The 24,286-nt window shown below is 64.8% G+C and carries 27 protein-coding genes; 14 read left to right on the plus strand and 13 right to left on the minus strand.

The annotated features are described in order from the left end of the window. The first annotated feature begins 186 nt into the window (after positions 1-186). Positions 187-963, plus strand: a complete 777-nt coding sequence (locus MUN73_RS06735; protein ID WP_250139691.1) for an alpha/beta fold hydrolase — start codon at positions 187-189, stop codon at positions 961-963. Between the two features lie 245 nt (positions 964-1,208). Here the strand turns inward: MUN73_RS06735 and MUN73_RS06740 are convergent, their stop codons facing one another. From MUN73_RS06740 to MUN73_RS06755, 4 genes are all read right to left on the minus strand, one after another. Then, positions 1,209-1,403, minus strand: a complete 195-nt coding sequence (locus MUN73_RS06740; RefSeq protein WP_250139692.1) for a DUF7511 domain-containing protein — start codon at positions 1,401-1,403, stop codon at positions 1,209-1,211. 196 nt (positions 1,404-1,599) lie between these two features. Next, positions 1,600-2,412: a 3-methyl-2-oxobutanoate hydroxymethyltransferase gene (gene panB / locus MUN73_RS06745; RefSeq protein ID WP_250139693.1), complete on the minus strand. Its 813-nt coding sequence runs from the start codon at positions 2,410-2,412 to the stop codon at positions 1,600-1,602. Between the two features lie 242 nt (positions 2,413-2,654). After that, a complete protein-coding gene (locus tag MUN73_RS06750; RefSeq protein ID WP_250139694.1) occupies positions 2,655-2,792 on the minus strand; it encodes a hypothetical protein in 138 nt (45 codons plus the stop codon). 368 nt (positions 2,793-3,160) lie between these two features. Next, positions 3,161-4,567, minus strand: coding sequence for an FAD-binding oxidoreductase (locus MUN73_RS06755; protein ID WP_250139695.1), 1,407 nt, complete (start codon positions 4,565-4,567; stop codon positions 3,161-3,163). A gap of 319 nt (positions 4,568-4,886) precedes the next feature. Here MUN73_RS06755 and MUN73_RS06760 point away from each other — a divergent pair, with 319 nt between their 5' ends. After that, positions 4,887-5,123: a DUF5822 domain-containing protein gene (locus tag MUN73_RS06760; protein ID WP_250139696.1), complete on the plus strand. Its 237-nt coding sequence runs from the start codon at positions 4,887-4,889 to the stop codon at positions 5,121-5,123. Between the two features lie 42 nt (positions 5,124-5,165). Here the strand turns inward: MUN73_RS06760 and MUN73_RS06765 are convergent, their stop codons facing one another. Both MUN73_RS06765 and MUN73_RS06770 read right to left on the minus strand, forming a co-directional pair. Continuing rightward, positions 5,166-5,705 (minus strand): HAD family hydrolase, encoded by a 540-nt coding sequence (locus tag MUN73_RS06765; protein WP_250139697.1) that lies wholly within the window; start codon positions 5,703-5,705, stop codon positions 5,166-5,168. Positions 5,706-5,894: 189 nt separating this feature from the next. Beyond that, complete coding sequence (locus tag MUN73_RS06770) at positions 5,895-7,019, minus strand: acyl-CoA dehydrogenase family protein (protein ID WP_250139698.1); 1,125 nt, start codon at positions 7,017-7,019, stop codon at positions 5,895-5,897. A 261-nt stretch (positions 7,020-7,280) separates the two neighbouring features. On the opposite strand from MUN73_RS06770, the gene MUN73_RS06775 reads away from it, so the two are divergent. Beyond that, a complete protein-coding gene (locus tag MUN73_RS06775) occupies positions 7,281-8,402 on the plus strand; it encodes a hypothetical protein (RefSeq protein ID WP_250139699.1) in 1,122 nt (373 codons plus the stop codon). A gap of 113 nt (positions 8,403-8,515) precedes the next feature. On the opposite strand, the gene MUN73_RS06780 is transcribed toward MUN73_RS06775, so the two are convergent. Continuing rightward, positions 8,516-9,193: a helix-turn-helix domain-containing protein gene (locus MUN73_RS06780; protein WP_250139700.1), complete on the minus strand. Its 678-nt coding sequence runs from the start codon at positions 9,191-9,193 to the stop codon at positions 8,516-8,518. Positions 9,194-9,581: 388 nt separating this feature from the next. Then, entirely contained in the window at positions 9,582-10,898 is a 1,317-nt protein-coding gene (locus MUN73_RS06785) for an HAD family hydrolase (protein WP_250139701.1), read from the minus strand. Between the two features lie 140 nt (positions 10,899-11,038). Between MUN73_RS06785 and gfcR the strand changes: the two genes are divergently transcribed. Then, the gene (gfcR, locus tag MUN73_RS06790; RefSeq protein WP_250139702.1) at positions 11,039-11,695 is read left to right on the plus strand and encodes a transcriptional regulator GfcR; all 657 of its coding nucleotides are present in this window, start codon (positions 11,039-11,041) and stop codon (positions 11,693-11,695) included. Positions 11,696-11,767: 72 nt separating this feature from the next. Here gfcR and MUN73_RS06795 read toward each other — a convergent pair whose 3' ends face one another. Next, positions 11,768-12,730 (minus strand): transcription initiation factor IIB, encoded by a 963-nt coding sequence (locus MUN73_RS06795; protein WP_006108914.1) that lies wholly within the window; start codon positions 12,728-12,730, stop codon positions 11,768-11,770. A 162-nt stretch (positions 12,731-12,892) separates the two neighbouring features. Between MUN73_RS06795 and rnhA the strand changes: the two genes are divergently transcribed. Both rnhA and MUN73_RS06805 read left to right on the plus strand, forming a co-directional pair. Next, on the plus strand, positions 12,893-13,486 hold the full coding sequence (rnhA, locus tag MUN73_RS06800; RefSeq protein ID WP_250139703.1) for a ribonuclease HI: 594 nt from the start codon (positions 12,893-12,895) through the stop codon (positions 13,484-13,486). A gap of 71 nt (positions 13,487-13,557) precedes the next feature. Then, positions 13,558-14,187 (plus strand): DUF7108 family protein, encoded by a 630-nt coding sequence (locus tag MUN73_RS06805; protein ID WP_250139704.1) that lies wholly within the window; start codon positions 13,558-13,560, stop codon positions 14,185-14,187. Between the two features lie 23 nt (positions 14,188-14,210). On the opposite strand, the gene MUN73_RS06810 is transcribed toward MUN73_RS06805, so the two are convergent. Further along, on the minus strand, positions 14,211-14,579 hold the full coding sequence (locus MUN73_RS06810) for a PadR family transcriptional regulator (RefSeq protein WP_250139705.1): 369 nt from the start codon (positions 14,577-14,579) through the stop codon (positions 14,211-14,213). Positions 14,580-14,782: 203 nt separating this feature from the next. On the opposite strand from MUN73_RS06810, the gene MUN73_RS06815 reads away from it, so the two are divergent. The 5 genes from MUN73_RS06815 to MUN73_RS06830 all read left to right on the plus strand — a co-directional run bounded on the left by MUN73_RS06815 (position 14,783) and on the right by MUN73_RS06830 (position 18,667). Next, positions 14,783-15,316: an inorganic diphosphatase gene (locus MUN73_RS06815; RefSeq protein ID WP_250139706.1), complete on the plus strand. Its 534-nt coding sequence runs from the start codon at positions 14,783-14,785 to the stop codon at positions 15,314-15,316. A 232-nt stretch (positions 15,317-15,548) separates the two neighbouring features. Next, positions 15,549-15,674, plus strand: a complete 126-nt coding sequence (locus tag MUN73_RS22565) for a hypothetical protein (protein WP_265339157.1) — start codon at positions 15,549-15,551, stop codon at positions 15,672-15,674. Between the two features lie 280 nt (positions 15,675-15,954). Further along, positions 15,955-17,298: an alkaline phosphatase family protein gene (locus tag MUN73_RS06820; protein WP_250139707.1), complete on the plus strand. Its 1,344-nt coding sequence runs from the start codon at positions 15,955-15,957 to the stop codon at positions 17,296-17,298. Positions 17,299-17,353: 55 nt separating this feature from the next. Then, positions 17,354-17,773, plus strand: coding sequence for a DUF371 domain-containing protein (locus MUN73_RS06825; protein ID WP_250139708.1), 420 nt, complete (start codon positions 17,354-17,356; stop codon positions 17,771-17,773). An 81-nt stretch (positions 17,774-17,854) separates the two neighbouring features. After that, positions 17,855-18,667, plus strand: coding sequence for an endonuclease III domain-containing protein (locus MUN73_RS06830; RefSeq protein WP_250139709.1), 813 nt, complete (start codon positions 17,855-17,857; stop codon positions 18,665-18,667). Between the two features lie 325 nt (positions 18,668-18,992). Here the strand turns inward: MUN73_RS06830 and MUN73_RS06835 are convergent, their stop codons facing one another. Further along, positions 18,993-20,927 (minus strand): beta-CASP ribonuclease aCPSF1, encoded by a 1,935-nt coding sequence (locus MUN73_RS06835; protein WP_250139710.1) that lies wholly within the window; start codon positions 20,925-20,927, stop codon positions 18,993-18,995. A gap of 362 nt (positions 20,928-21,289) precedes the next feature. Between MUN73_RS06835 and MUN73_RS06840 the strand changes: the two genes are divergently transcribed. Next, positions 21,290-21,772, plus strand: a complete 483-nt coding sequence (locus tag MUN73_RS06840; protein ID WP_250139711.1) for a DUF7984 family protein — start codon at positions 21,290-21,292, stop codon at positions 21,770-21,772. A 54-nt stretch (positions 21,773-21,826) separates the two neighbouring features. Here MUN73_RS06840 and MUN73_RS06845 read toward each other — a convergent pair whose 3' ends face one another. After that, positions 21,827-22,372: a hypothetical protein gene (locus MUN73_RS06845; RefSeq protein WP_250139712.1), complete on the minus strand. Its 546-nt coding sequence runs from the start codon at positions 22,370-22,372 to the stop codon at positions 21,827-21,829. A gap of 117 nt (positions 22,373-22,489) precedes the next feature. On the opposite strand from MUN73_RS06845, the gene nucS reads away from it, so the two are divergent. Further along, on the plus strand, positions 22,490-23,233 hold the full coding sequence (nucS, locus tag MUN73_RS06850) for an endonuclease NucS (protein ID WP_250139713.1): 744 nt from the start codon (positions 22,490-22,492) through the stop codon (positions 23,231-23,233). A 16-nt stretch (positions 23,234-23,249) separates the two neighbouring features. Here the strand turns inward: nucS and MUN73_RS06855 are convergent, their stop codons facing one another. Beyond that, positions 23,250-23,705 carry a YbhB/YbcL family Raf kinase inhibitor-like protein gene (locus MUN73_RS06855; protein WP_250139714.1) on the minus strand — a complete coding sequence of 152 codons (456 nt, stop codon included), beginning with the start codon at positions 23,703-23,705 and terminating at the stop codon, positions 23,250-23,252. A 100-nt stretch (positions 23,706-23,805) separates the two neighbouring features. Here MUN73_RS06855 and MUN73_RS06860 point away from each other — a divergent pair, with 100 nt between their 5' ends. Continuing rightward, positions 23,806-24,273, plus strand: coding sequence for a DoxX family membrane protein (locus MUN73_RS06860; protein WP_250139715.1), 468 nt, complete (start codon positions 23,806-23,808; stop codon positions 24,271-24,273). The last annotated feature ends 13 nt before the right edge of the window (positions 24,274-24,286 follow it).

The following is a 24,286-nucleotide window of genomic DNA, read 5'->3' on the forward strand; positions in this document are numbered from 1 at the left end:
TTCGCAGTTCACAGTAGATTGACTCGGTCGCGACGGGACAGGACAGCGGGTCAACCGTCCAACGGCGCCGCGTCACACGGGCTCCTGAATCCGCGACAGGCCCGTCATCCGGTAGCGCCGATGCCGCCTCGCTCGCGGTCGTCGTCGGATCGAGTCTTTATACGGGCCCCTGTCGTTCCCATAGGTATGGCAACGGTTACTCACCACGGCCGGGAGACGGCCTACGACGTGACGGATCGGAGCGGCGGTGGGCCGCCGATCTGCTTCGTCCACGGAAGCGGCGGGTCGCGCGACGCATGGAGTCCGCAACGACAGCTGGCCGATCGCGCACCGATCGTTCGCGTCGACCTGAGCGGGCACGGAAAGTCGGCGGACATCGACGCCGAACCGGGGTACGTTACGCTCTCGGCGTACGCGGACGACGTCATCGCCGTCGCGGAGGCCACGGACGCCCGGGTGCTCGTCGGGAACTCCCTCGGTGGAGCGGTCGTCCAGCACGTGTTGCTCGAACGCGACTTCCAGCCGAACGCGGCCGTCCTCACCGGCACCGGTGCGCGACTCGGCGTCCTCGAGGATCTCCTCGTCTGGCTCGAGGAGGACTTCGAACGGGCCGTCGACTTTCTCCACGACCCCGATCGTCTTTTTCACGACCCCGATCCGGAGATTACAGAGCGATCGAAAGAGCGGATGTACGCGACCGGCCAGGCGGTGACCCGACGGGACTTCTTGACCTGCCACGAGTTCGACGTTCGCGATCGCGTCGCCGAGATCGACGTCCCCACGCTCGCGGTCTACGGCGAGTACGACCAGTTGACGCCGCCGTGGTTCCACGAGTACCTCGCGGACGAGATCGACGACGGAACCATTGCCGAGATCGACGACGCGGCCCACCTCGCGATGCTCGAACGACCCGACGCGTTCAACGCGGCCGTCGCGGACTTCCTCGACTCGATCGACTGGTGACCGTTCTGGATCGACGAGTGGGTCATCCGAAGCCGATCGCCCACCGATTGCGACACCCCCTCCGTGATCGGTCTGACGTGAGTCGCCACCGCTGGCCGGTGCTGCGGTCGGAAAGACGAGTGGCTGATATCGACGAAAAGGCGGGTCCCTGGTGTCGGTGAAACGGCGAGATCCGGAACTCTGTTCCCAACACGACGACCGGGGCGTCGGTCGATCGATCGCGATCGGCCGTACTGTGGCGGGCGCTACCGGCACTCGCGAAGCGAGACGAACGAGTCGCCGCTGGCGGTGATCCACTGGGTCGCCATCGCGTTCTCGTCCATCTCCCGTGGAAAGATCGTACACGCTGCGAGGTCGCCCTCGTCGACGGTCACGTGCTGGAAACGGGCCGTGTGATCGGACCCCGGACCGAGATCCCGGGGCGGTTGCGTCGTGGACATAGTGGTCGCGCTACGTATCATCCGGTACGACGAGGATGGATATAAATATTGCCGATAAATATACAATACGCCTTTGTGGTCATAATATGTCCTTATTATCCGTTCGGAAGACCGATCGACTGCTGTAACCGTCGGCTGGCGGTGACTGGGAAGAAACCGATCGCAGCGTGGCAGTGACGGTCGCCTCGGAATCGCGTCAGTAGAATTCGTCGAGATCGCTCTCCTCGTGGCTGTGTTCGTCGGCGGGGAACGAGCCGGACTCGACGGCCGAGACGTAGTCGTCGACGGCGCATTCCATCTCCTCGCGGACCGCGCCGAACTGCTTCGAGAACGAGGGCGACCACTCGCTCAGCCCGACGGCGTCGTTGATCACGAGCACCTGTCCGTCACAGTCCGGTCCGGCACCGATCCCGATGGTCGGGATGTCGATCGCGTCGGTGACCTCGGCCGCGAGGTTCGACGGGACGTGCTCCAGTACGAGCGAGAACGCGCCGGCCTCGGCGTGGGCCTGCGCGAGTTCGAGGATCCGGTCCGCGGCCTTCCGATCGGTCCCCTGTCGCGGGTAGCCGCCGTACTGGTTGACGTGCTGTGGCGTCAGGCCGAGGTGGGCCATCACCGGGATGCCCAGCTGGACCATCTTCTCGGTCAGGTCGATCGTGTGGGGCCCGCTCTCGATCTTGACGGCCTCCGCGCCCTCCTCTTTGAGCATCCGGCCGGCGTTCTCCAGACTGTCTTTCTCGTCGACGCCGAACGAGAGGAAGGGCATGTCGGCCACGACCAGCGCGTCCTCGGTCGCCCGGGAGACGGCCCCGACGTGGTGGGCCATGCCGTCGACCGACACCGGGAGCGTCGTCTCGTGGCCCAGCGTCGCGTTCCCGACGCTGTCTCCGACGAGGATGACGTCGACTCCCGCATCGTCGACGATCGCGGCCGTCGGCGCGTCGTACGCCGTCAGCATGGTGATCGGTTCGTCCCCCGCCTTTGCCCTGAGGTCCCGTACGGTAGGCATACGTACAGGTTCGTCCCCGGGAAGTAAACGTCACCGCTTGTGGATCGGTGTCCGATCGCCGCGCCGGTAGACGGAGTCGCGAACTCACCTGCCTCGTTCACAGCCTTCGATCGGAACCCCGGAGGAACGCGGACGGTGTCGACGAGTCATCCGGTATCTGTTATCCGTGTTGAATACCGCAGATGCGTACCGTGTTGAATACCGCAGATGCGTACGACGGACCCGTTGTCGGTCCGGAACGCTCAGAATTCGTAGTAGGCGATCCCCTTCCAGTTACAGTTGGGGCACTCGTCGGCGTCTTCTGCGAGCTTTTCGCCACAATTTCGACACTCGTACAGTTCTCTGCCGTTGCGGTTACACACCCTGTGAAGTACACTCATTTCGGCACCCCCTCGATTGGGCATCTGGGTGTCAGCCACATAACGGTATCTGCTACCAAACCATCGAGTGTTGACAACGGTTCACCCGTTGAGCAACACGCACTGTCTGTGCAGTACCGACTGTGCGTTTTTATCGGGTTCTGTCGACCGAAGCGCGGCGAATACGGCTGTATGGCCCCTCCCAATACTAGACACGGACAGTCACTGCACACCCGATCGCACGACGGGAGTGCGGTCCGGAACGATCGAAGCGAGCGAGAATCGCGGACAGTGCGATCGGTTTGGAAATCGGTTCGGCCTATAGTAGCAACTGAAACGATTTACACACTGATCGCACAGCCATCCTGCGATCAGGTGTGCATTGACTTTCAGTTGCTACTATAGTCTGCTGGCTTCACGTTCTGATTCAGCCGGAAGCGGTTCTCCGGGTCGTACTCGTTTTTCGCCTCGACGAGTCGGTCGTAGTTCTCGCCGTACGCGTTCCGCTCGCGGCCTTCATGGTCGCCCTCGAAGTTGACGTACGTCCCGCCGGTCGCACCTTCGGCGAGCGCGTCGTGGCACGCTCGCACCCACTCGATGCAGACGTCGTCTTTCGTCGGCTCTTCCCATCGGGCGGCGACGCTGACGATGAACTCCGTGTCCCGGTGCGGGTATGCGGTCGCGTCCGAGGGAACGTCGTTAACGGCCCCGCCGACCTGGTGGATGAGGATCTCGGATTGCGGGGTCGGGGCCCGTTCGGCGTACTCGACGATGGTGTCGATCGTCCCTTCGCCGAGCGCCCTGAAATTGGGCGCCTTCCAGTAGTTTCGGGCGCCCTCGACGTACAGATCGTCCATGAGGCGCTGGGCCTCCGTATAGCGCGTCGGTTCGACGGCGTCGGCGATAGGATCGCCGAACTCGCGGAGCGGTTCGAGCACCGCCTCACCCTCGTCGAGATTGCCGGCGTAGAACCCCATCAGTACGAGAACCGTGGTACCGTGAACGTCTTCGGGAATGAACGGGAGCGGCGGCGCCGCCACGCTGTTCGCCCAGACGGCGCACTCCCGGGGTACGTCTCGCGTGAACTCCTCGTAGCGGGCGAGCAGGTCGGGTGCGTCCTCGTACGGGTAGACGATCGGTCCGAAGAGTACCTCGGGGCCGACCTCGTGGAGGTCGAACTCGAACGACGTGACGATCCCGAAGTTGCCGCTCCCGCCGCGGATCGCCCAGAAGAGCTCCTGGTTCTCCTCATCGCTGGCGCGGACGGGCTCCCCGTCCGCGGTGACGACGTCGACCGACCGAAGGTTGTCGATCGAGAGGCCGTACTTACGGCTGAGCCAGCCGATCCCGCCGCCGAGCGTGACGCCAGCGACGCCGGTCGTCGAGATGACGCCGCCGGGCGTCGCCAGACCGAACGCCTGGGTCTCGTGGTCGAGGTCGGCCATCGTCGCACCGGGCCCGACGCGGGCGGTCTGGGCTTCGGGATCGACCCGCACCGACGTCATCGAGGAGAAGTCGATCGTGAGACCGTCGTCACAGATGGCGTTGCCGGCGACGTTGTGGCCGCCGCCTTTGACGGAGAGTGGAAGATCGTACTTGCGGGCGAACGCCACCGCAGTCACCACGTCGGCTGTCCCGGTAGGGCGGACGACGACGGCCGGTTCCCGGTCGATCGTCGCGTTCCAGATCGATCGGGCCTCGTCGTAGCCGTCGTCTCCGGGCTGGAGCACCGCACCGTGGATCTGGTGATCGAGCGTTTCGTATTCGGACTCGTCGACCGGAGCGTTGAGACTCATTAGGAACGCCTCATGCGGGGTACGATCACGAGGAATAGATAGGCATCTAGTGGCGATCCGGCACCCACTGCTGTTCGTGCAACCGTTGCAAGACTACACAGGGGTGCTCGAAGAGAGTTCTCCGAATGGAATCCTTCTCCCCCTGCGATCGTCCTCTTTTGGGACGGTCGAAGCGAGCGTCACCACCGACAGAGGGGGCACGCTATGCTGCGCGATCGCCGAACCCCATCGCTGGCCGAGACGTTCACCGAAACTACCTGTACTCGCTACCGATCGCGCACCCGCGATGCTTATTAGTTCCCGGTCGACACCTTCGAACGTGCCAGAACCCGTCGAAACCACGAATCCCGACGGCGTCGACTACGGCTGGGTGATGCAGGTCACCTTCGTCACGACCATCATCGTCGGCGCGCCGATCGTCACACTCCTCTCGACCACCGCCGACCTGCCGACGTGGGGCGCGCGGGCCGAGTTCGCCGTCCGCGTCGGGGCCGTCGTCTGGCTGGTCGTCGCGCTCTCCGTGTTCGCGTACGCGAAGCGCCACCAGTCCGACTGACGTCCCGAGTGCCGATGCTCGTTTCTTCGCGGCTGGCCCGTGCTAGACGCCCGAGGGCCCGTCTCCCACGTATTCGAACGCGACCCCGGCCCTGTCGGCCGTCCGTTCGTCGGTCGCCGAGTCGCCGATAAAGAGCGTCCGATCGGGCGCGACGTCGAGTTCGGCCACTGCCTTGAGCAGCGGTTCCGGATGGGGTTTCTGGTTCGAGACCGTGTCCCGGCCGACGACGACGTCGACGCCGTCCGTGAGGTCGTGTTCGTCGAGCGCGATCCGACAGGCCGCCTCGCAGTTGAGCGAGCAGACGCCGATTTGCGTCTCTCGATCGGGCAGTTCGTCCGCCCGGGGGAGCCGGCGTGAACGCCGGGCACCTGCCCGCTCGTACTCCGCGATCGCGGCCTCGACGTCGTCGGCGACGTCCAGTTCGCTGGCGGCCTCGAGCATGTCCCACAGGCCGTTCCCCGGCGGTTCGAGATCGGCAGCGTGGTAGACTCCACGGACCTCGCGTTCGACGGCCTCCCAGTCGACGTCGAGGTGGACGAGCGTCCCATCGAGATCGTAGACGACGGCGTCGTAGTCGGTCACGGTGGCTGATACGAGCGGCGAGCGAATAGTGACTTCGGTCCTCGGGTAGATGCCGGCGCGACGTGCGGGCCGCCGCGATCGAGCGTCGGCCGCCCCTTCCCACGGCGTCATACGGATTGCTGTGACGATGTACCGGCGCACCGCCGCCCGGATCGCGGTTGCGCCGGAAATGACGTACAGTAAACCGTATCAGTCGAGCAACTCGCGGGCGATCACTTTCTTCTGGATCTCGGTCGTTCCCTCGTAGATCTCGGTGATCTTGGCGTCGCGGTAGAGCCGTTCGACGTCCGTTTCGGTGACGTAGCCGTAGCCGCCGTGGATCTGGACGGCCTCGTTCGTGACGAACATCGCCGTCTCGCTGGCGAAGTACTTCGCCATGCTGGCCTCGAGCGCAGCATCGCCCTCGGCTCGCGTCTCGGCGGCGTCGCGAGTCAACAGGCGGGCCGCCTGCGTCCTGGTCTGCATCTCCGCGAGTTTGTGCCGGATCGACTGGATGTCCGCGATCGGCCCGTCGAACTGCTCGCGCTCCTGGCTGTACGCGAGCGCCTCGTCGAGAGCCGACTGGGCGAGGCCGACCGACTGGGCGGCGATCGCGATCCGGCCGCCGGTGAGAATGTGGAACGCGGCGGACAGCCCCTTGCCCTCCTCTGTCAGGCGGTTCGCGACGGGAATGCGAACGTCGTCGAAGGTGAGGCTCGTGGTGTCGCTCGCACGGAGGCCGAGTTTGTCCTCTTTCTCGCCGACGGTCAGGCCGTCGACGTCGCCCGGGACGAGAAACTGCGTGACCGACGACGGGTCGGCCCGATCGGTCCTGGCGAACAGCACGTAGACGCCGGCCCGCTGGCCGTTCGTGATCCACTGTTTCTCGCCGTCGATGAGGTACTCGTCGCCGTCCCGTCGCGCAACGGTGGCCATCTCGGCCGGGTTCGATCCGGCGTGCGGTTCCGAAAGCGCGAACGCGCCGACGGGTCGTCCCGCGGCCATCTCGGGGAGCCACCGCTCTTTCTGGTCCTCGTCGCCGAACGCCGCGATGCACGACGTCGCGAGCGAGTGGACCGACAGCGCCGTCGCGACCGCGAGCATTCCGTAGGCGACCTCCTCGTTGACGATCGCGGCAGTGACCGGATCGGCGTCGTAGCCGCCGTACTCCTCGGGCACCGTCAGCCCCGTCAGGTCCAGGTCGGCGAGGCCGTCCCAGATCCCCTCGGGAAACTCCTCGGTCCGATCGGCCTCGAGTGCGGTCGGCCGGATCTCCTCGCGGGCGAACTCGCGAACCACGTCCCTTACTGCCGCTCGTTCCTGCGTGGGGTCCATGCGTCTCGGTACGAACCCATCACACAAATATTGCCAGTAATTCGATCGGTCCACGGAGCGACCGGCGGATCGGCGGCCGATCGGATCGGCGCTCCCACAGGGGCCGTCCACTCGTTGAGGCGCGGAATACCCTGCTGAAGTCTTCCTCCCGGCGATCCGCTCTGGCGACTGTGTAATCCAGAGGGAATTAACGCCCACAATATATTTATTTCTTGTATTTCCAGAACATCTATATAATCCCGCTGTCACGGTTCGTCTGAAATGGAAGAGATTTCACGACGTGGGTTACTCAGAAACGGGAGTGCGGGGGTTTTCGCAGTCGGGACTGCGGGGCTGGCAGGGTGTACCAGTTCCATTCCGGGGTTCGGTGACGATTACAGCGGGGCCAACATAAAGAACTGGCTCGTCGGCTTCTCGTTCGCCGACTTCTTCCAGGAAAGCGAGTGGAAAGAGACGCTGTACCAGGGGGGCGAAATCGACGACAGCGAGCGGGAGATCGACTTCGCCTACGTCGCTCCCGAACCGTTCCTCGATCACGAAGAGGAACTCAGCGGCTACTCACAGAAGATGCTGGAGGGAGAGGAGTTGCGAGGGAAGATCGGCGTTCCCCTGATGGAGACCGACTGGGCGCTCACGCAATCGGTCACCTGGCAGTACAGCTACTCGTACGAGGAAGAAACCTGGGGCGGCGACACCCAGACCGTCGAGGATCGGGGGAACACCGGCGTCAGTATCGGGATCGCGAGCGGTTCGTTCGACACCGACGACATCGCGGACAACCTCGAACGCTGGATCGACGACAGAACCCCGGACGAAGTCGATGGCACGGAGTACGAACTCGCGAGCGAAGGCGAGTACGAGGGGTACCAGCTGTACCAGTACGAAGTCGAGAACACCGTCTTCGCCGTCGACAGCAATCACGTCCTCGAAGTTTCGGGTGGCGACTACCTGGATACGATCGAGTTGGCCGAGGCGGTCCTCGACGTCCGGTGGAACCAGGAGAACCGTCTCGCGGACGAAGAGGACGGCGAGGCGCTTCTGAGCCGGTTCGATACGGGCCACTACTCCACCGGGACGCTCCACGAACCGCTCAGTTCCGACGAGGACGACACGCCATCCTGGCAGGGGAGCCCGGATCTCGCGGAGTACGAGGAGGGCCTCGTCGGCAAAACGACCTCCTACGAACTGGACGGATCCGAGACTGACATCTCCGAGATCTACCTCTACGAAACCGAACGCGACGCGGACGCCGAGACGCTTCGGGAACACGTCGACGTCAACCGCGACCTCCGTGACGACTGGCCGACGATGGAGGACTACTCGATCAGCGATCACGATCGGACCCTAGTCCTCAACGGAACGATGCGGACGCGAATCGTCTGAATCGCGTCACACGGCAGTCCACGGACTGCAGTCCCCCGTTTTTCGCAATTCGATCGCGGTGGGGACAGCTCGCTGACCACCGCGTAACGCTGGTCCGGAACCGGGTCACCCTGTCAGTCGGTCGCCATCTCTCCCGTCGGGTCTTCGATCTGCTCGCTCGCCAGGACACGGTTCGCTCGCCGGAGTCGTTCGGACAACGCCTGGTGGGAGATGTCGAGTTCGTTGGCCAGTTCTTCGAGGGAGATCTCCCGCGGGACGTCGTAGTACCCCTGCCGGTACGCCTCGGCGATCGCCTCTCGCTGGGGGTCGGTCAGGGCCGCGGTCGCCTCGAGGTCGTCGTCCTGGTCGGCTTCGACCATCCGGCGCACGTCGACGTGGACCCCCTCGGTCTCGATCTCCGAAACGGCGCTGGACAGTTCGTCGCGGTGGGGAAACAGGAGTCGAACTGTCCACTGGCCGTCGGCAAACTGGGCGTCGAGCACCGTCCCGCCGTGGGTGTAGAGCGCACAGCAGACCGAGCCGACGCCGTCGCCGTACTGGAGGCGGTACAGCCACTCCCCGGCGTCTGCGTTCTCGAGCAACTGGAGGTGTTCGTCGACCGTCGGATCGTCGTCGAGCGCGTCCTCGATGCGGCCCCGATCGACGTTCGAGAACCAGACCAGCGGCATCGTCCGCGTCGGGCCTTCGGCGACGACGCTTTCGACGCGGAGTTCGAGGTCCGGGAGCGTCTGGAGCGTGTCTGCGAGTGCGAACTCCTCGGCCGAGAGTGTGAGTTCTGCGATCGTCGTCATCGTGTCACCTCTACGTGTGCGCTCGAGTCCGGTTGGCGAACAACGCGGCTGTCATGTGGGTACGTGGACTCGACGCGTCTCATAAGTGTGTCAGCCGATCCACTCGGACGGTGACGAGAGCGGGCATCGACGCTGTCCGAATCGATCGGCAGTGCTCCGGGTTCGGGACGGCAGTTCGCCGGAAACTCGCCGCGTCGACGCCGTCTGACGCTCTCGTTCGGATCGTGCTGGTAGAACCAACAGCGCCGGTACCGATGACGAGCAGGCCTTTGTGTTCCAGCGTTTTAAGAACGGGCGACGAACTGGCCGCCGAACCGGATCCGTGTCGGCCGGCAGTCGATCGAGCGGACCGACCAGGAGCCACGTCGAGCGGCCGGATCGAAGCCGGCTATTCGAGCCGAGCGAGGCGATTGAGCGCGTAGATCGTCTGCAAGACGTCCACGCTCTTTCCCTGATCGAAGACGAGTTCGTCAGTCTCGAGGACGTGTTCCAGGGTGTCGCGGGAGGCGTGTTCCGGTGCGGCTGCGATCCCCGCGTCGGTCTCGTCGACCCACTGCATCACCCGGAGATCGCTCTTCGAGTCGCCCATCACCAGCGCGAACGGATCGCCGACGCCGAGTACCTCGAGCGCTCGCTCGACCCCGACGACCTTGTTGAGTTCCAGACTGCCGATCTCGGCCGCGTCGGCCTCGTAGTAGGCGACGTCGATCCGATCCAGGATCTCGGTCAGGGTTTCGGGCACCGCGTCGACGTCGAGATCCGGGTAGGCCGCCTCACCTTCGAGGACACCCCTGATCTCGGGATCCTGCGCGGCGTAGAAGGCACGGGTCCAGTCGCGGACGGCTTCCCCCTCGAGTACGATATCGCCGTTGGCGTCGCTCGCGTCGCCCTCGCCGTCGTCACCGCTGGTCTCGCGCTCGTCGTCGAGACCGAGCGCCGTCCCTACCGCGTCCGCGAGCAGGTCGATCAGGTACACCAGCGCTTCGTCGATGATCTCGCGTGCCTTCGAGGACCCGGTCTCGTAGTTGGGCTTCATCGTGACGTTGAACTCGTTGCCCTGCAGGTGACAGCCCCGCCGCAGGTTCTCAGGGGCCCCCGGAAGCACGCGCGATCGCACGTCGTCGAAGACGTCGCGGATCTCCGCGTCCAGGTCCTCGTAGAGGAGTTGCTTCGTCTCCGCGCCGTGGCCCGGCGTGAACACGCCCGTCCCGGCCTCGTAGACGATCGAGAGATCCCCCGAGTGGACGATCTCGCTGCCGAGCCCCTGGATCGCGAACCCCTTGACGTTCTCCAGGGTCTGACCCGTACAGATGACGATCGGAACCCCGGCCTCGTGGAACTCCGTCAGTACGTGGAGCGTGTCCCGCGGAATCTCGTTGTCGGTGCCGCCGGCCGAGCGGAGCGTCTCGTCGACGTCCAGGACGAGGACGTTCACCGCGCGGCCGTACTTGGCGTCGAGGTCGAGCGCGGTGAACGCCTGGTCGCGGGTCGCGCGGGCCGCGATCTCCGCGAACGTCTCACCGGCCGCGAAGTCCGATCGGATCTCGTCTTTCCGCTCCTCGAGTTCCTCCTGGACGCCCTGCCAGTGTTCGAGGGCGACCCGGGAGTCGACGGCCGGAAAGACGTCGACGAACTCCTGGTACTCCCGTAACGTCTTCGTGTCGTACTCGTCGTAGAGGCGATAGACGAGGTCGTATCGTTCCATGTCCCCTACAGGCGTCGGCAGTGGGATAATCGTTTCCAGTCGGCATGCGTCGTGGCCACCGTCGGCCGGCCGCGACCGGGGACATGGCCGTGGGTCCGCCTCACAGCCTTTATAAAAGCCGCACGCGAATTCGAGGACATATGAAAAACGTGGACGACCTCATCGAGAGTGCAGCCGAACTCGCCTCTCGAGGGCTCTCGAAGGGCGAAATTGCCGACGAGTTGAACGTCTCCCGGGAAACCGCGAGCTGGCTCGTCGAGCGAAGCGGCGCGACGACGCAACCGACCGACCAGGCCACACCCGAGTCCGCCCAACCCCGTGCGAACGGGCCGCAGGACATCCACGTGGACTGGTCGGCGATCGGTCGCGACAGCAAGCGCATGGGCGCGATCGCGGAAGCGATGGCCGACATGCTCGCCAAGCACGGGGAGGACGTCGACCTCACGATCGGGATCGAGAAGGCCGGCGGCCCGATCGCGACGCTCGTCGCGCGCGAACTGGAGACCGACCTGGGGACCTATACCCCCGCGAAACACCAGTGGGAGGAAGGCGACATCGAGGAACTCGGAGGCACGTTCTCGCGGAACTTCGCCGGTATCCGCGACCGGGAGTGTTACATCGTCGACGACACGATCACGAGCGGCACGACGATGCGCGAGACGATCGAGGCCATCCGTGCGGAGGGCGGCGAACCGCTGGCCTGTATCGTGCTGGCGGACAAACAGGGCCTCGAGGAACTCGAGGGCGTCCCCGTCTACTCGCTGTTGCAGGTCATCAGCGTCGGCCAGGAGGAGTGACGCGGCCCGGCAGTCGCTGACCGATCGTGACGTCGGTGTTCAAAAAACGGAGTTCGCGGAGACGGGTCGGTCCTAGCCGTGGATGCCCATCGCTTCGATCTGTTCCTGGTAGCGGTTCCGGATCGTCACTTCGGTCACCTGGGCAACGTCTGCGACCTCGCGCTGGGTCTTCTTCTCGTTGCAAAGCAGCGACGCGGCGTAGATCGCGGCCGCAGCGTAGCCGGTGGGTGACTTGCCCGAGAGGAGCCCTTCCTCGGCCGTCTTCTCGATGATCTCGTTGGCCTTGGTCTGGACCTCTTCGGAGAGTTCGAGTTCGGAGCAGAATCGCGGGACGTACTTTTTCGGGTCGACGGGGCGCATCTCGAGACCGAGTTCCTGCGAGATGTACCGATACGTGCGACCGATCTCTTTCCGTTCGACGCGTGAGACTTCCGAAATCTCTTCGAGACTGCGCGGGATCCCTTCCTTTCGACAGGCGGCGTACAGTGCCGACGTCGCGACGCCCTCGATCGAGCGGCCCCGGATGAGGTCCTCCTTGAGCGCGCGTCGATAGATGACCGACGCGACCTCGCGGACCGACCGCGGGACCCCCAGCGCGGATGCCATCCGGTCGATTTCGCTGAGCGCGAACTGCAGGTTTCGTTCGCCGGCGTCTTTCGTTCGAATGCGCTCCTGCCACTTGCGCAGCCGGTGCATCTGGCTGCGCTTTTTCGAGGAGATGGACCGCCCGTACGCGTCCTTGTCCTTCCAGTCGATCGTCGTCGTCAGCCCCTTGTCGTGCATCGTCTGGGTCGTCGGCGCGCCGACGCGGGACTTCTCCTGTCGTTCCTGGTGGTTGAACGCCCGCCACTCAGGGCCGGGGTCGATCTTTTCTTCCTCCACGACGAGCCCACAGTCTTCACAGATGAGCTCACCCCGGTCGGAGTCCTTTACGAGATTGTCCGATTCACACTCGGGGCAGGCACGTACCCCCTCCTGATCCTCGGTCTCGTCCGTCTCACGCGTTCGCTCCCGCTGGCGGGTGGACCGTGTCATCGCACTTTTATAGTAGTATCACCAAAGTATATAAACCCTTGGGAAGGGTTTTCGGGTAATGGTACGTATCTGCCGAAAACAGCACATCTGGGACCTCAGACGCGAAGTTTACGATTTGGAACCGGAAAGCCTTTATCCCAATCCTACCGACCGCAGCCACGAATGCCGGTCATCGAGTGCGACGTCGACGCGGCCCGCGATCGTCTCGAGCAAGCAGGTGTCAGCGTCGAAACCGGGAACACGGATCACGAGCGATGGCGTGCGAGCCGCGGCAACGCGACCGCAATCGCGTACGACGACAAAGTGGTGATCCAGGGCGGGACGCCGCGGGATCTCGAGGCACTGCTCCGGGAGGACGGCGGTCGCGCGCACGTCTACTTCGACGGTGCGGCCCGCGGTAACCCGGGGCCGGCGGCGATCGGCTGGGTGATCGTCACGGGCGACGGAATCGTCGCCGAAGGGAGCGAGCGGATCGGGCGCGCGACGAACAACCAGGCCGAGTACGAGGCGCTCGTCGCCGCCCTCGAAGCGGCCCGCGACTACGGCTACGACGAGGTCCACCTGCGCGGCGACTCCGAACTGATCGTCAAACAGGTCCGCGGCGAGTACGACACGAACGATCCCGAACTGCGCGAGAAGCGCGTAACCGTCCACGAACTCCTCGCCGCGTTCGACGAGTGGACCATAGAGCACGTCCCGCGCGAAGTCAACGATCGGGCGGACGGGCTGGCGAACGAGGCCCTCGACGCGGCCTGACCCGCCGACCGGGACGGGTGAACGACCGCGGACCGGCAAGGGGAAAATCCCTCGAGCACGAACGAGCCGACATGGACGATCGGAACGCGACCGACGCCGACGACGAGAGCGAACTCCCGGCCGACGTCGTCGACGACGCCGAACGACTCACCAGGCTCGAACGACAGGCGATCGACGAGAACGAACGCACGGCGTACGCAGAGCGCCGCGACGACCTGCTCGCCGATCACGGGTTCACGTCTCGCGTCCGGGACGATTCCGGAGCCGCCACGCTCGTGCTCCACCCCGCGGAGTGGCTCGCGGACGGCGTCGTCCGGACCGATCGCATCGACGACACCTCGCGCGCGATCGAAATTCCGCTGGAAGGGGCGGACAACCCGGACGACTGGGACGCAGTCGACGAACGCAACCGGGAACTCGCCCGCGAAGTCGAGGCAGTTCACGGCGACGTCCACGGTGCCAACGCGGCCGCACTCGCCGATTTCCTGGGCAATCACTACGCGAAGCCGATCGAATCGGCGACGGCCGCCGAACTCGAGGAGTTCCGATCGGAGTACTTCGTGCGCAACGCCTGGCCCAGCGAAAAACAACGGCAGGTAATCGACGACTCGATCAGACTCGTCTTCGAGACGGCCGGTGAACCGGTGCCCGGATTCCAGGTTCAGTCGTCGTCTGCGAACGACGGGACGCCACGCTCGTAACTCGTCGAGCGGGTGGTCCCGGATTACTGGTTACTGTAGCTCTCGTCGACGATGTCGCGGATCTCGTCGGCGCGATCGTCGTCCGTGACGACCTTCGAGAGGGTCCACTGGATGCCGTCGAGGACCGCGTCGTAGCCGTCGTCGGTCAGCGAGTACTGGTTCGTTCGCTTGTCCAGTTCGCTCTTTTCTACCAGTCCGAGGTCGACGAGTTCGTCGAGGTTGGGGTAGAGTCGCCCGTGGTTTACTTCGGTTCCGTAGTACTCCTCGAGTTCGCGCTTGATCGCCAGCCCGTACATGGGTTCTTTGGCGAGGATGACGAGGATGTTGTTCTGGAACGCGGTCAGGTCGCGTGCAATACTCTGTTCGCCGGTGATTGATTGTGCCTCTGACATACGTGTGCAAATGTCACCAGACTATTTAAGACTTGCCAACTATTTGCCCACTTCGGTCGATCAGACGAGGCTAATCGACATCCGCGGGCCCCGGTACGCTGGTGCGACCGGATCTCGTCCCTCGGCTGTCTGGAAGCCGTCAACTGGAAGATGAAACTCGATTACGAAAGTACTTTTTGATCCACCCGTGGAGTTTCCGGTACATGGTCAATCTCTGGGAAGACTTAGAGACCGGACCGAACCCGCCAGAAGAGATCTACGCCGTCGTGGAGTGTCTCAAGGGCGAGCGCAACAAGTACGAGTACGACAAGGACGTCCCCGGCGTCGTCCTCGATCGCGTGCTCCACAGCAACGTCCACTACCCGTCGGACTACGGCTTCATCCCGCAGTCGTACTACGACGACGAGGACCCCTTCGACGTGCTCGTCCTCGTCGAGGACCAGACGTTCCCCGGCTGTGTCATCGAGGCTCGCCCGGTCGCGCTGATGAAGATGGACGACGACGGGGAACAGGACGACAAGGTCATCGCCGTGCCCGCCGAAGATCCCCGGTACGACCACATCGAGGACCTCGAGGACATCCCGCAACAGCAACTCGACGAGATCGACGAGTTCTTCGCGACCTACAAGAACTTAGAGGAGGGCAAGGAAGTCGAGACGCAGGGCTGGGAGGACAAGCAGGCGGCCTACGACGCGATCGAGCACGCCCAGGACCTCTACGAGGAACACTTCGAGTAGCCGCTCCGTCGGCAATTACAGCGGAAGCAGGGAGGAGGCCCACGGCTTCAGTCGTGGGAGAAGTCAGGACCGCGGTGTCGCTTCGACTCCGTTTCCTGCCTTCCGTTTCACGGTCGTGGCCAACCCGGACCAGGGGTGCCATTCGATTCACGGGAGTTATCCGGCCGCCCGCGACTCATGCATTATGAGCATGGGTAATTTTATTGGGTGCAGGACCGTAGCTACTCCTGTCATGGCAGCCACCAACCCGTCCGCCCGCGACTCCTCGTCGGCCCCCAGTTCCGACACCGGCGCCGGAATGAATCATCCGACGGTCGTCCCGACGAACTTCGATCCCGAGGACGACGATCGAGAGTAGGCTGGCCACCCGCCCCGCTCTTCAGCCCCCGATTCGTCGGTCCCCCGTCTCGTTCCTCGCTGCCGTTCGATCGCGGATCGGCCAGTCCGACTATAGTAACGACTGGAACGAGTTACACACTGATCGCAAGGCGGCTTGCGATCAGGTGTGCATTGATCTTCAGTGGCTGCGATAGAACCAGTCAGGATTGCCGCGACCTGCGACACGAGCCCTGTCGCTCCTTCTCGGAAATCGTGTCTCGAAACGAACCTTCTTGTATACGGTCGAACTACGACCGCCCATGGGTCTGTTCGATCGATTGCGGGGCGACGGCGATCCCAGGGTCGCATTTATCGGGATCGACGGCGTACCGTATAGCCTCTTGTCGGAACACGAGGAACTGTTTCCCAACTTCGCCGCCCTCGCCGACGAGGGAACGGCGAGCGAAATCTCCAGCATCGTCCCGCCCGAATCGAGCGCCTGCTGGCCGTCACTCACGACGGGGATGAACCCCGGCGAAACCGGCGTCTACGGCTTCCAGGATCGCGAAGTCGGTACGTACGACACCTACGTTCCGATGGGTCGAGAGGTGCAGGCCGATCGGGTCTGGGACCGCGTCCAGGAGGCGGGTCGCCAGTCGACGGTGCTGAACGTCCCCGTCACCTTCCCGCCACAGCGGAACGTCCAGCGGATGGTCTCCGGCTTTCTCTCTCCCGGTCTCGACAAGGCCGCCTATCCGGACGACGTCCGGGACCACCTCGAGTCGATCGACTACCGGATCGACGTCGATCCGAAACTCGGTCACGAGGACGACAAGGCCGCGTTCATCGAGGACGCCCACGCCACGGTCGACGCCCGGTTCGAGGCGTTCGAACACTACATCGAGGAAGACGACTGGGACCTGTTCTTCGGCGTCTTCATGACGACCGATCGGGTCAACCACTTCCTGTTCAAAGACTACGAGCGAGACGGCGAGTACCGAGACGAGTTTCTGGACTTCTATAAGAAGATCGACGATTACATCGGTCGCCTGCGAGAGGCGATGCCGGAAGACGTCACGCTGATCGTCGCCTCGGACCACGGCTTTACGAGCCTCGACTACGAGGTCCACTTCAACGAGTGGCTCCGGGAACAGGGCTGGCTCTCCTTCGAGACCGACGACCCCGAGGAACTCGGCGACATCGCCTCGGACACGAAAGCGTACTCGTTCATCCCCGGCCGTTTCTACATCAACCTCGAGGGCCGCGAACCGCGCGGATCGGTCCCCGAAGACGAGTACGACGCCGTCCGGGACGAACTCAAGGCCGACCTCGAGGCCCTCGAAGGGCCGGACGGGCGGGCAGTCGTCGAACGCGTCGTCGAGAAGGAGGACGCGTTCCGGGGCGACCACGACGACATTGCGCCCGACCTCGTCGCCATCCCGAACAAGGGCTTCGACCTCAAGTCGGGATTCAAGGCCGACTCCGAAATCTTCGACACCGGGCCCCGCAACGGCATGCACAGCTTCGACGACACCGCCCTGTACATCGACCATCCCGAGGCGTCGATCGGCGACGCCGACCTCTTCGACATCACGCCGACGATCCTCGACCTGATGGACGTCGAGTACAGTCGCGGCGACTTCGACGGCGCGAGTCTCGTCTAGGATCGCCGTCCGCAGTTCGATTCCGTTTTCCGGGCGCGGGGACCGAACCTCGGGTATGGAAGAAGTGATCCACGCCCGCGGCCACGAGCACGTCACCGCCGAACACGTGAGCACGTTCGAGGTGACGACCGACGACTATCTCACTCCTGCCGGCGACTGCATTCTCGCGATCGAAGCCGATCGCGCGCCGGCGGACTTCGATTCCGACTTCGTCACAGCCTGCCAGGACCGGGACGCGACGATCACGGTGACGATCGAGGCCGACGGCCACACCGAGACCGTTGAGGGACGAGGTCACCCCGACCTCGAGTTCACCAACGAGCGAAGCGCAGTCGGACGGACCAGCGACTACGTGGACGACCGGACGGTCGTGACCGGGGCCGAGTTCGCGGCCGAGGGGTTCGATCGTGACCTCGTCGACGCGCTGGCCGACGGTGCCGAGGCGACGGTGACGATCGGCGTCGAGCGACGCTGACTGGTGGGGAACCGCACGGTGAGACGAGCGATCGATTCCGGTTCCGTCGTCGTTTTGGGTGCCGCGTGCGAAGGGCGCTCCATGAGTGACGATCCGGAGCCTGCGGTCAACATCAGCGGCGGGACGGCCGGCGGTGGCGCGCCCGCCGAGTTCGATCCGGCGACCGCCGACACGCGGGCCGAGCGCGTGGTCGACCGGCTCGGCGAACTGTACTGGCAGAAATCCTACGGCGGCCGGGACGCCTTCACCTGTCTCGTACGGACGATCCTGAGCCAGAATACGAGCGACAAGGCGAGCCAGCCGGCCCACGACGCGCTGATCTCGAAGTACGACGGTGAGGGCGTCGATCTCGCCGAGTCGCTCGCGAACGCCGAGCAGTCGACGCTCGCGGAGACGATCAGTTCCGCCGGGCTGTACAACCAGAAGTCCGAGATCCTCATCGCGACCGCCGAGTGGGTACTCGAGGAGTTCGGCTCTGCGGTCGCCTTCGACGAGTTCGTCACGGACGAGGGCCCGGAGACGGTCCGCGAAACCCTGCTCGAAGTGCGGGGCGTCGGTCCCAAGACCGCCGACTGCGTCCTGCTGTTCGCGGGCGGTCGCGGCGGCGTCTTTCCGGTCGACACGCACGTCCACCGGATCTACCGCCGGCTGGGAATTGCCGATCCCGACGCCGATCACGAGGACGTTCGGGCCGTCCTCGAACGCGACGTCCCCGCCGCGAAGTGCGGCTTCGGCCACACCGCGACGATCCAGTTCGGTCGCGAGTACTGCACGGCGCGGAAACCAGCCTGTCTCGACGACCCCGACGCGTGTCCGATGGCCGACCTGTGCGATCAGGTCGGCGTCTACCCGGCGTCCGACGAGGTCGTCGACCCCGCCGCGACGATCGAGTGAGTACGGATTCGGACCCCGATCGTGAACCTGACGCGACGATCCGCATCCGTTCCTCGCCATTCTCGGATTCGAAACACGGGACTCGGACGGCCACCGGATCGTTGCGTTGCCGATCAGCTACCGGGTCGTACACCAGTAGTCGACAACTGAATCGTACCGTCGCCAACCAACCGCGTGGCCGAATCGCGCGCTCGCCGCTCATCGATGCGAGCGCGCGATTCACGGGGGAGGGCTGGCCGATCGCGCGGCGCGCGGATCCGCGCGCCGCGCTGCGTGGTGGACATGAAAAGGGCGAGTGAGGCCTGCCAAGGGCGAGTGAGGGCTTTCAGAGGAAGCGGAAGGTCTCGAGGTTCTTCGGCGCGAAGGTTCGCATGTCGAACTCGTGGTAGAGCGCGCTCGAGAGGTCCTGCGTGGAGCGTTCGTCGCCGTGGACGCAGAGCACCTTCTCGGGCCGGGGGTTCATCGTCCGCACGAAGTTCTCGAGGCCGGCCCGATCGGCGTGGCCGGAGAAGCCGTCGACGGTTTCGACGTTCATGTTCAGCGAGAGGGTGCCGCGGCCGCCGCCGTTGCCCATCGCGCCCACTTCGCTGGTGGGGATCTCGTCCCAGCCGTTCTGGATGCGCCGGCCGAGGGTCCCCTGGGCCTGGTAGCCGACGAAGACGAGCGTCGAGTCCGGATCGGGGCCGATGTGGCTGAGCCAGGACATGATCGGGCCGCCGGTGACCATCCCCGAGGTCGAGAGGATGATGCAGGGTTCGCCGTCGGCGACGTCCTGTCGCTCCTCCTCGCCGCCGTCGATGTGGTTGAACTCCTCGGCGAGGAACGGGTTCTCGTCCTCGTGGAAGATCCGATCGCGCAGGTCGTCGCGCAGGTACTCGGGGTAGGTCGTGTGGATGGCGGTCGCCTCCCAGATCATCCCGTCGAGGTGGACCGGCATCGAGGGGATATCACCGCTTCGCATCGCCTCTTCGAGGACGAGCATGATCTCCTGGGAGCGCCCGACCGCGAACGCGGGGATGAGGACCTTGCCGCCCTCGTCGTAGGTGTCCTTGATAACCTGTTTCAGCTTCCGTTCGGAGTCTTCCTGGTCGGTCTGGTAGTCGTTGCGACCGCCGTAGGTCGACTCGAGGACGAGCGTCTCGACGCGCGGGAAGTCGTTGGTCGCGCCGTTGAACAGGCGGGTGTCCTCGTAGTGGATGTCGCCGGAGAACGCGACGTTGTAGAGGCCGTCGCCGATGTGGAAGTGCGAGACGGCCGAGCCGAGAATGTGGCCAGCGTTGTGGAACGTGAGTTTGACGTCGGGCGCGATGTCGGTGACGTCGCCGTACTCGAGCGGGATCGTGTGCTTGATCGCCTCGCGGACCTGCTCGCTCTCGTAGGGCGGGGTGCGTCCCTCCTTGGCCGCGACGTCGAGGTAGTCGAGCGTCAGCAGTCCCATCAGGTCCCGCGTGGGTTCGGTACAGTAGATCGGCCCATCGTAGCCGTACTTAAACAGGAGCGGAATGAGCGCGGAGTGATCGAGGTGGGCGTGGGTGAGGACGACCGCGTCGATCGTCTGGGGACCCGCACCGAGCGCTTCAGGGGCGTGGAGGTAGGGAACTTCGCCTTCGGCGCCCGGTTTGTCGCCGCAGTCGATGAGAATCCGCGTTTCGGGGGTCGAGAGGATGAAGGAGGCGCGGCCGACCTCGCGACAGCAGCCCAGCGTGGTGATGCGGACGTACTCGTCGTCGGACATCTCCTCGCGGTGGATCTGTCGGCCGACCTTCTCGAGGATGTCCCGGCGCTCGTCGCGTTCCTGCTTGAGGAAGCTCCGGACGTTCGAGACCGTCGAGGACTCGATCGGCGGCGTGCGGACGACTTCGGGCGTCCAGCCGACGTTCTTGGTGATGTCCCGGAGCGTCGAGCCGTGGCGGCCGATCACCATGCCGGGCTTTTCGGCCTCGATGACGACCTCGCCGGTGTCGGCGTGGAAGTCGAGGTCGGTAACGCCCGCCTCGTCCGGGATGACGTTCATGATCTGCTCGCGAGCCTCGTCGGGTCGCGAGAGAACGCTCGGGTCCGGACGGACGGTGATGCGTTTGCGGAGTTTGCTCGCGAGCTTCCGGATCAGGTCGCCCTGCTGGGCGAATTTCTTCGGATCGCGCGTGTAGACCACCAGTTCCGGGCCTTCGTATTTCACCGAGGAGACCGAGATATCGGTCGGTAACTCGCTCGTGATCTCTGCTTTCAGATCGTCGAGTTGCTGCTCTACAGTACTCATAGGTCGCCAATTGGGCTTGCGTGAACTCGCCGACGGGGAGCCGACGTGTCGTCCCGGAACCGACCCCGGGCGATCGGCGACGAACGGATCTCGTCGCCGTCCCGGTCCCTGCCGACCACCGATAGCCACTCGTGTGTGGGTCCTGATAGCGACGGGGAGTGATGTCGGACTGTGACGGGGTTCGGATACCGTCTCGTGTTCCGGATCATCCTGTCAAGTTCCGTGCGTGACGACACGCTCCCAGGTCGGTCGTCCTGGTCCGTGCGGGAAGATTCCAGGGAGAACCCGCTTACTCGACGCTATTCTTTGCGTGGTATAAAAGCCTTCGCAAAAATCAGGGCCCTTCGACACGTTGTCCACCTATGGAACTGACACCGGACCGCGTCGTTGCCGAACGCGACTGGGTCGTACAGCGTGCTGACCGCGTCGTTCCGCTCATCAACGACGTCCGATCGGATCTCGGCGCGGCCTTCGATACCGACGTCGATCCGGTGACCGACGAGCAGTACCGCGCGGAAGTCGACGCCGTCTTCGCCGACGGCGACCTGGCGGTCAACGTCGCGGCGATGGTCGCCATCCTCCGCAGGCTAGACGTCGAGGGGGACTATCCCGGCTTTATCGTCGACGAGATTCTGGGTCGAGAACTCGCGGCGACGATCGCCGGCACGCAACCCCTGCGGACGCTGGGCGAGGCGACGTTTCACTACGCGGACGTGCAGGTCCACGGCGGCGACGACGAGAACGCTGGCGTCGACGACCTGGAGGCGGCGCTCGCGGCTGGCTTCCAGGAGCGCATTCCCGGCTGGAACTGGACCGAGCGCGAGAGTCCGTTCAGCGTCGACTGACGGGGCAGAAGCCGAGTTTCGGTGTCGACCGGCCGGCGGAAAGAAGAAGCGTTCTCAGGAGTCGGAGGAGTCGTCGTCCGCCGAACCGTCGTCGCCGTTCTCCGATTCGTCGGTGTCCTCGTTCGCCGTCTCGTTCTCCGCTCCCTCCTCGGGGACGGGTCCCTGCTGTTGTTGCTGTTGCTCGATGATCAGGTCGTAAGCCTCGCTCCCGTACAGCACGGTCAGGGGGCCGCTTCGGAGTGCGCCGAGGATTGCCCCGTCGTCGCCGTCGATCAGGTACAGCCCCTCGACCTCGTCTGAGGACTCCTCGACCGTCACGTCCTCCTCGTCGACGTAGGATTCGAACTCGTCGATCGCGTCCTGACGGCGCTGTTCGACCTCCTCCTGGAACTCGACCCGATCGATCTCGCCCGATTCGAGCTGGTCGTAGAGCTCTTCGACGTCCGCCTGTGCTACGTCGACGACGGCGGTGAGGCGGTCGTCCCCGTTCTCGTCTTCGTCCTGATTCAACAGACTGGCGTCGGTACAGCCCGCGATCGACGCTGCGGCGCCCGTGCCGGCGATCCGAAGGAATCGGCGGCGATCGTGCTCTGTGGTCATGTCGTGCTCGAACGCCACTCCCCGGAGAAATAAGGGTTTTTGACAGCCAGTCACACGTTTGGCGTCGCTGCGACGGGTCCGGGCCCCTTTTATTCGGCCGTGAGCAATCTCGAGACAGTGACAGCCAGTCCCCACACCTCGCGAGCGGTCACGCTCGAGCAGCCTTCGCTCGCGGCCGCGTGCGAGGCGATCGCCGACGGGCTCGAGCGGGAGGCCCTGGTCACGGTGTTCGGTCGCTGTACCGTCGACTACGAGGGTCGAGCCGCCAGCACCCTCGACGCGGGCGATCGCCACGTCATGCTGAAACCCGACGGCGCGGCGCTGGTCCACACCCACGAGGGCCAGCAACCGGTCAACTGGCAGCCGCCCGGCTGCGACCACGACGTCGCCTGCACGGACGAGACCCTCCTTCTCGAGAGCCGCCGATCGACGCCGGACGAACGGCTCAGCGTGCGATTCCAGCAGGTGCTACAGGTCTCGGCCTTCTCGGGCACCGACACGAACGAACTCGCACTCGAGGGAACGGAGGAAGATCTCCGCCAGCGGATCCTCGACGAACCCGCCCTGCTCGAGGACGGGTTCACGCCGCTCGCGACCGAACGCGACACCCCGGCCGGCGCCGTGGACATCTACGGCGAGGACGCGTCCGGTCGCGCCGTCGTCGTCGAACTCAAGCGCCGCCGGGTCGGCCCGGACGCCGTGAGTCAACTGCGACGGTACGTCGACGCCCTCGAACGCGACCTCCACGCCGACGCCGCCGTTCGTGGCCTGCTCGTCGCCCCGTCGGTGACCGACCGGGCCGATCGGCTCCTGGCCGATCACGGTCTCGAGTTCGTCGCGCTGGAGCCGACGGCGGAGTGAATCGCCGACGTCCGACTCAGGGCGCGTACGTCCCCTCGAGCGTCGCCTCGTCGATCACGTGGCCCTCGATCGCCGACTCGAGCGCGTCGGCGTCGGTGTCAGCGCCGAGGTCGAGCGTCGTGTCCAGCGCGTAGAGGGTGAACACGTAGGTGTGTTCCCGGTCCGGCGGGTTCGGCCCGCCGTAGCCCGGTTCACCGTAGTCGTTCGTCCCCTCGTCGGCGTCGTCCGGGCTCCAGTCTTCGGGAATCTCCGTCCGCTCCGGCGGGACGTTCCAGACGACCCAGTGGTCCCACACCTTCCCCGCCGGCTCGACCGCGTCGGGGTCGTCTATCACCAGGGCCAGCGACTCGGCGTCGTCCGGCACGCCGTCGATCAACAGCGGCGGGTTGACGTCGTCGTGCTGGTAGCCGTACTTTTCGGGGATCCGATCGCCGTCGTCGAACGCAGGACTCGTCAGGGACAGGGAGGACATCACTCGGCTCTCCCACCTCGTCCACGAAGAAAGTTACACAGTGGCGCGGTGACGTCGATGTCAGCGCGCACTTATCCCTCTCGATTTCCTAAGGCGGTCGATGTCACTTGCATCTCGTCTTTCGAACCGTCGCGGTAGCGAGTCTGCGGACCGATCCGAATCGTCCGCGTCGTCGACCGACGAACCGGTGTCCGACACCGCGCTCTTCCGCCTGGGACGCGTCCTCTTCGGGGGCGTCCTCGCGTTCAACGCGATCGACAACCTGCGGAACCTCGAGGAACGAATCGGCTACGCAGAATTCAAGGGCGCGCCCGAACCCGACCGTACCGTCCCCGCGGCCAGCGTCGGCCTCCTGCTCGGCGGACTCGGCGTCGCCCTCTGGAAACTCCCGGCCGCGGCCGCGCTCGGGATCGCCGGCTTCCTGGCCGGCACGACGCCCGTGATGCACGACTTCTGGAATCAGGACGACGAGGAGGAGAAACAACAGGAGCAGATCCAGTTCCTCAAAAACACCGCGCTGTTCGGCGCCACACTGGCGTTCGTCCGCGTCGCCCGCCGTTCGAGGTAACCCTCGCCGTTTT

This window comes from Halosolutus amylolyticus (assembly GCF_023566055.1).
In the GTDB taxonomy this organism is placed as follows: domain Archaea; phylum Halobacteriota; class Halobacteria; order Halobacteriales; family Natrialbaceae; genus Halosolutus; species Halosolutus amylolyticus.

What these genes read in the sequence shown, in the direction of transcription:
- MUN73_RS06735 (WP_250139691.1), top strand. Translation starts at nt 187, where the DNA reads ATGGCAACGGTTACTCACCACGGCCGGGAGACGGCCTACGACGTGACG.
- MUN73_RS06740 (WP_250139692.1), bottom strand. Translation starts at nt 1,403, where the DNA reads ATGTCCACGACGCAACCGCCCCGGGATCTCGGTCCGGGGTCCGATCAC.
- panB (WP_250139693.1), bottom strand. Translation starts at nt 2,412, where the DNA reads ATGCCTACCGTACGGGACCTCAGGGCAAAGGCGGGGGACGAACCGATC.
- MUN73_RS06750 (WP_250139694.1), bottom strand. Translation starts at nt 2,792, where the DNA reads ATGAGTGTACTTCACAGGGTGTGTAACCGCAACGGCAGAGAACTGTAC.
- MUN73_RS06755 (WP_250139695.1), bottom strand. Translation starts at nt 4,567, where the DNA reads ATGAGTCTCAACGCTCCGGTCGACGAGTCCGAATACGAAACGCTCGAT.
- MUN73_RS06770 (WP_250139698.1), bottom strand. Translation starts at nt 7,019, where the DNA reads ATGGACCCCACGCAGGAACGAGCGGCAGTAAGGGACGTGGTTCGCGAG.
- MUN73_RS06775 (WP_250139699.1), top strand. Translation starts at nt 7,281, where the DNA reads ATGGAAGAGATTTCACGACGTGGGTTACTCAGAAACGGGAGTGCGGGG.
- MUN73_RS06780 (WP_250139700.1), bottom strand. Translation starts at nt 9,193, where the DNA reads ATGACGACGATCGCAGAACTCACACTCTCGGCCGAGGAGTTCGCACTC.
- MUN73_RS06785 (WP_250139701.1), bottom strand. Translation starts at nt 10,898, where the DNA reads ATGGAACGATACGACCTCGTCTATCGCCTCTACGACGAGTACGACACG.
- gfcR (WP_250139702.1), top strand. Translation starts at nt 11,039, where the DNA reads ATGAAAAACGTGGACGACCTCATCGAGAGTGCAGCCGAACTCGCCTCT.
- MUN73_RS06795 (WP_006108914.1), bottom strand. Translation starts at nt 12,730, where the DNA reads ATGACACGGTCCACCCGCCAGCGGGAGCGAACGCGTGAGACGGACGAG.
- rnhA (WP_250139703.1), top strand. Translation starts at nt 12,893, where the DNA reads ATGCCGGTCATCGAGTGCGACGTCGACGCGGCCCGCGATCGTCTCGAG.
- MUN73_RS06805 (WP_250139704.1), top strand. Translation starts at nt 13,558, where the DNA reads ATGGACGATCGGAACGCGACCGACGCCGACGACGAGAGCGAACTCCCG.
- MUN73_RS06810 (WP_250139705.1), bottom strand. Translation starts at nt 14,579, where the DNA reads ATGTCAGAGGCACAATCAATCACCGGCGAACAGAGTATTGCACGCGAC.
- MUN73_RS06815 (WP_250139706.1), top strand. Translation starts at nt 14,783, where the DNA reads ATGGTCAATCTCTGGGAAGACTTAGAGACCGGACCGAACCCGCCAGAA.
- MUN73_RS22565 (WP_265339157.1), top strand. Translation starts at nt 15,549, where the DNA reads ATGGCAGCCACCAACCCGTCCGCCCGCGACTCCTCGTCGGCCCCCAGT.
- MUN73_RS06820 (WP_250139707.1), top strand. Translation starts at nt 15,955, where the DNA reads ATGGGTCTGTTCGATCGATTGCGGGGCGACGGCGATCCCAGGGTCGCA.
- MUN73_RS06825 (WP_250139708.1), top strand. Translation starts at nt 17,354, where the DNA reads ATGGAAGAAGTGATCCACGCCCGCGGCCACGAGCACGTCACCGCCGAA.
- MUN73_RS06830 (WP_250139709.1), top strand. Translation starts at nt 17,855, where the DNA reads ATGAGTGACGATCCGGAGCCTGCGGTCAACATCAGCGGCGGGACGGCC.
- MUN73_RS06835 (WP_250139710.1), bottom strand. Translation starts at nt 20,927, where the DNA reads ATGAGTACTGTAGAGCAGCAACTCGACGATCTGAAAGCAGAGATCACG.
- MUN73_RS06840 (WP_250139711.1), top strand. Translation starts at nt 21,290, where the DNA reads ATGGAACTGACACCGGACCGCGTCGTTGCCGAACGCGACTGGGTCGTA.
- MUN73_RS06845 (WP_250139712.1), bottom strand. Translation starts at nt 22,372, where the DNA reads ATGACCACAGAGCACGATCGCCGCCGATTCCTTCGGATCGCCGGCACG.
- MUN73_RS06855 (WP_250139714.1), bottom strand. Translation starts at nt 23,705, where the DNA reads ATGTCCTCCCTGTCCCTGACGAGTCCTGCGTTCGACGACGGCGATCGG.
- MUN73_RS06860 (WP_250139715.1), top strand. Translation starts at nt 23,806, where the DNA reads ATGTCACTTGCATCTCGTCTTTCGAACCGTCGCGGTAGCGAGTCTGCG.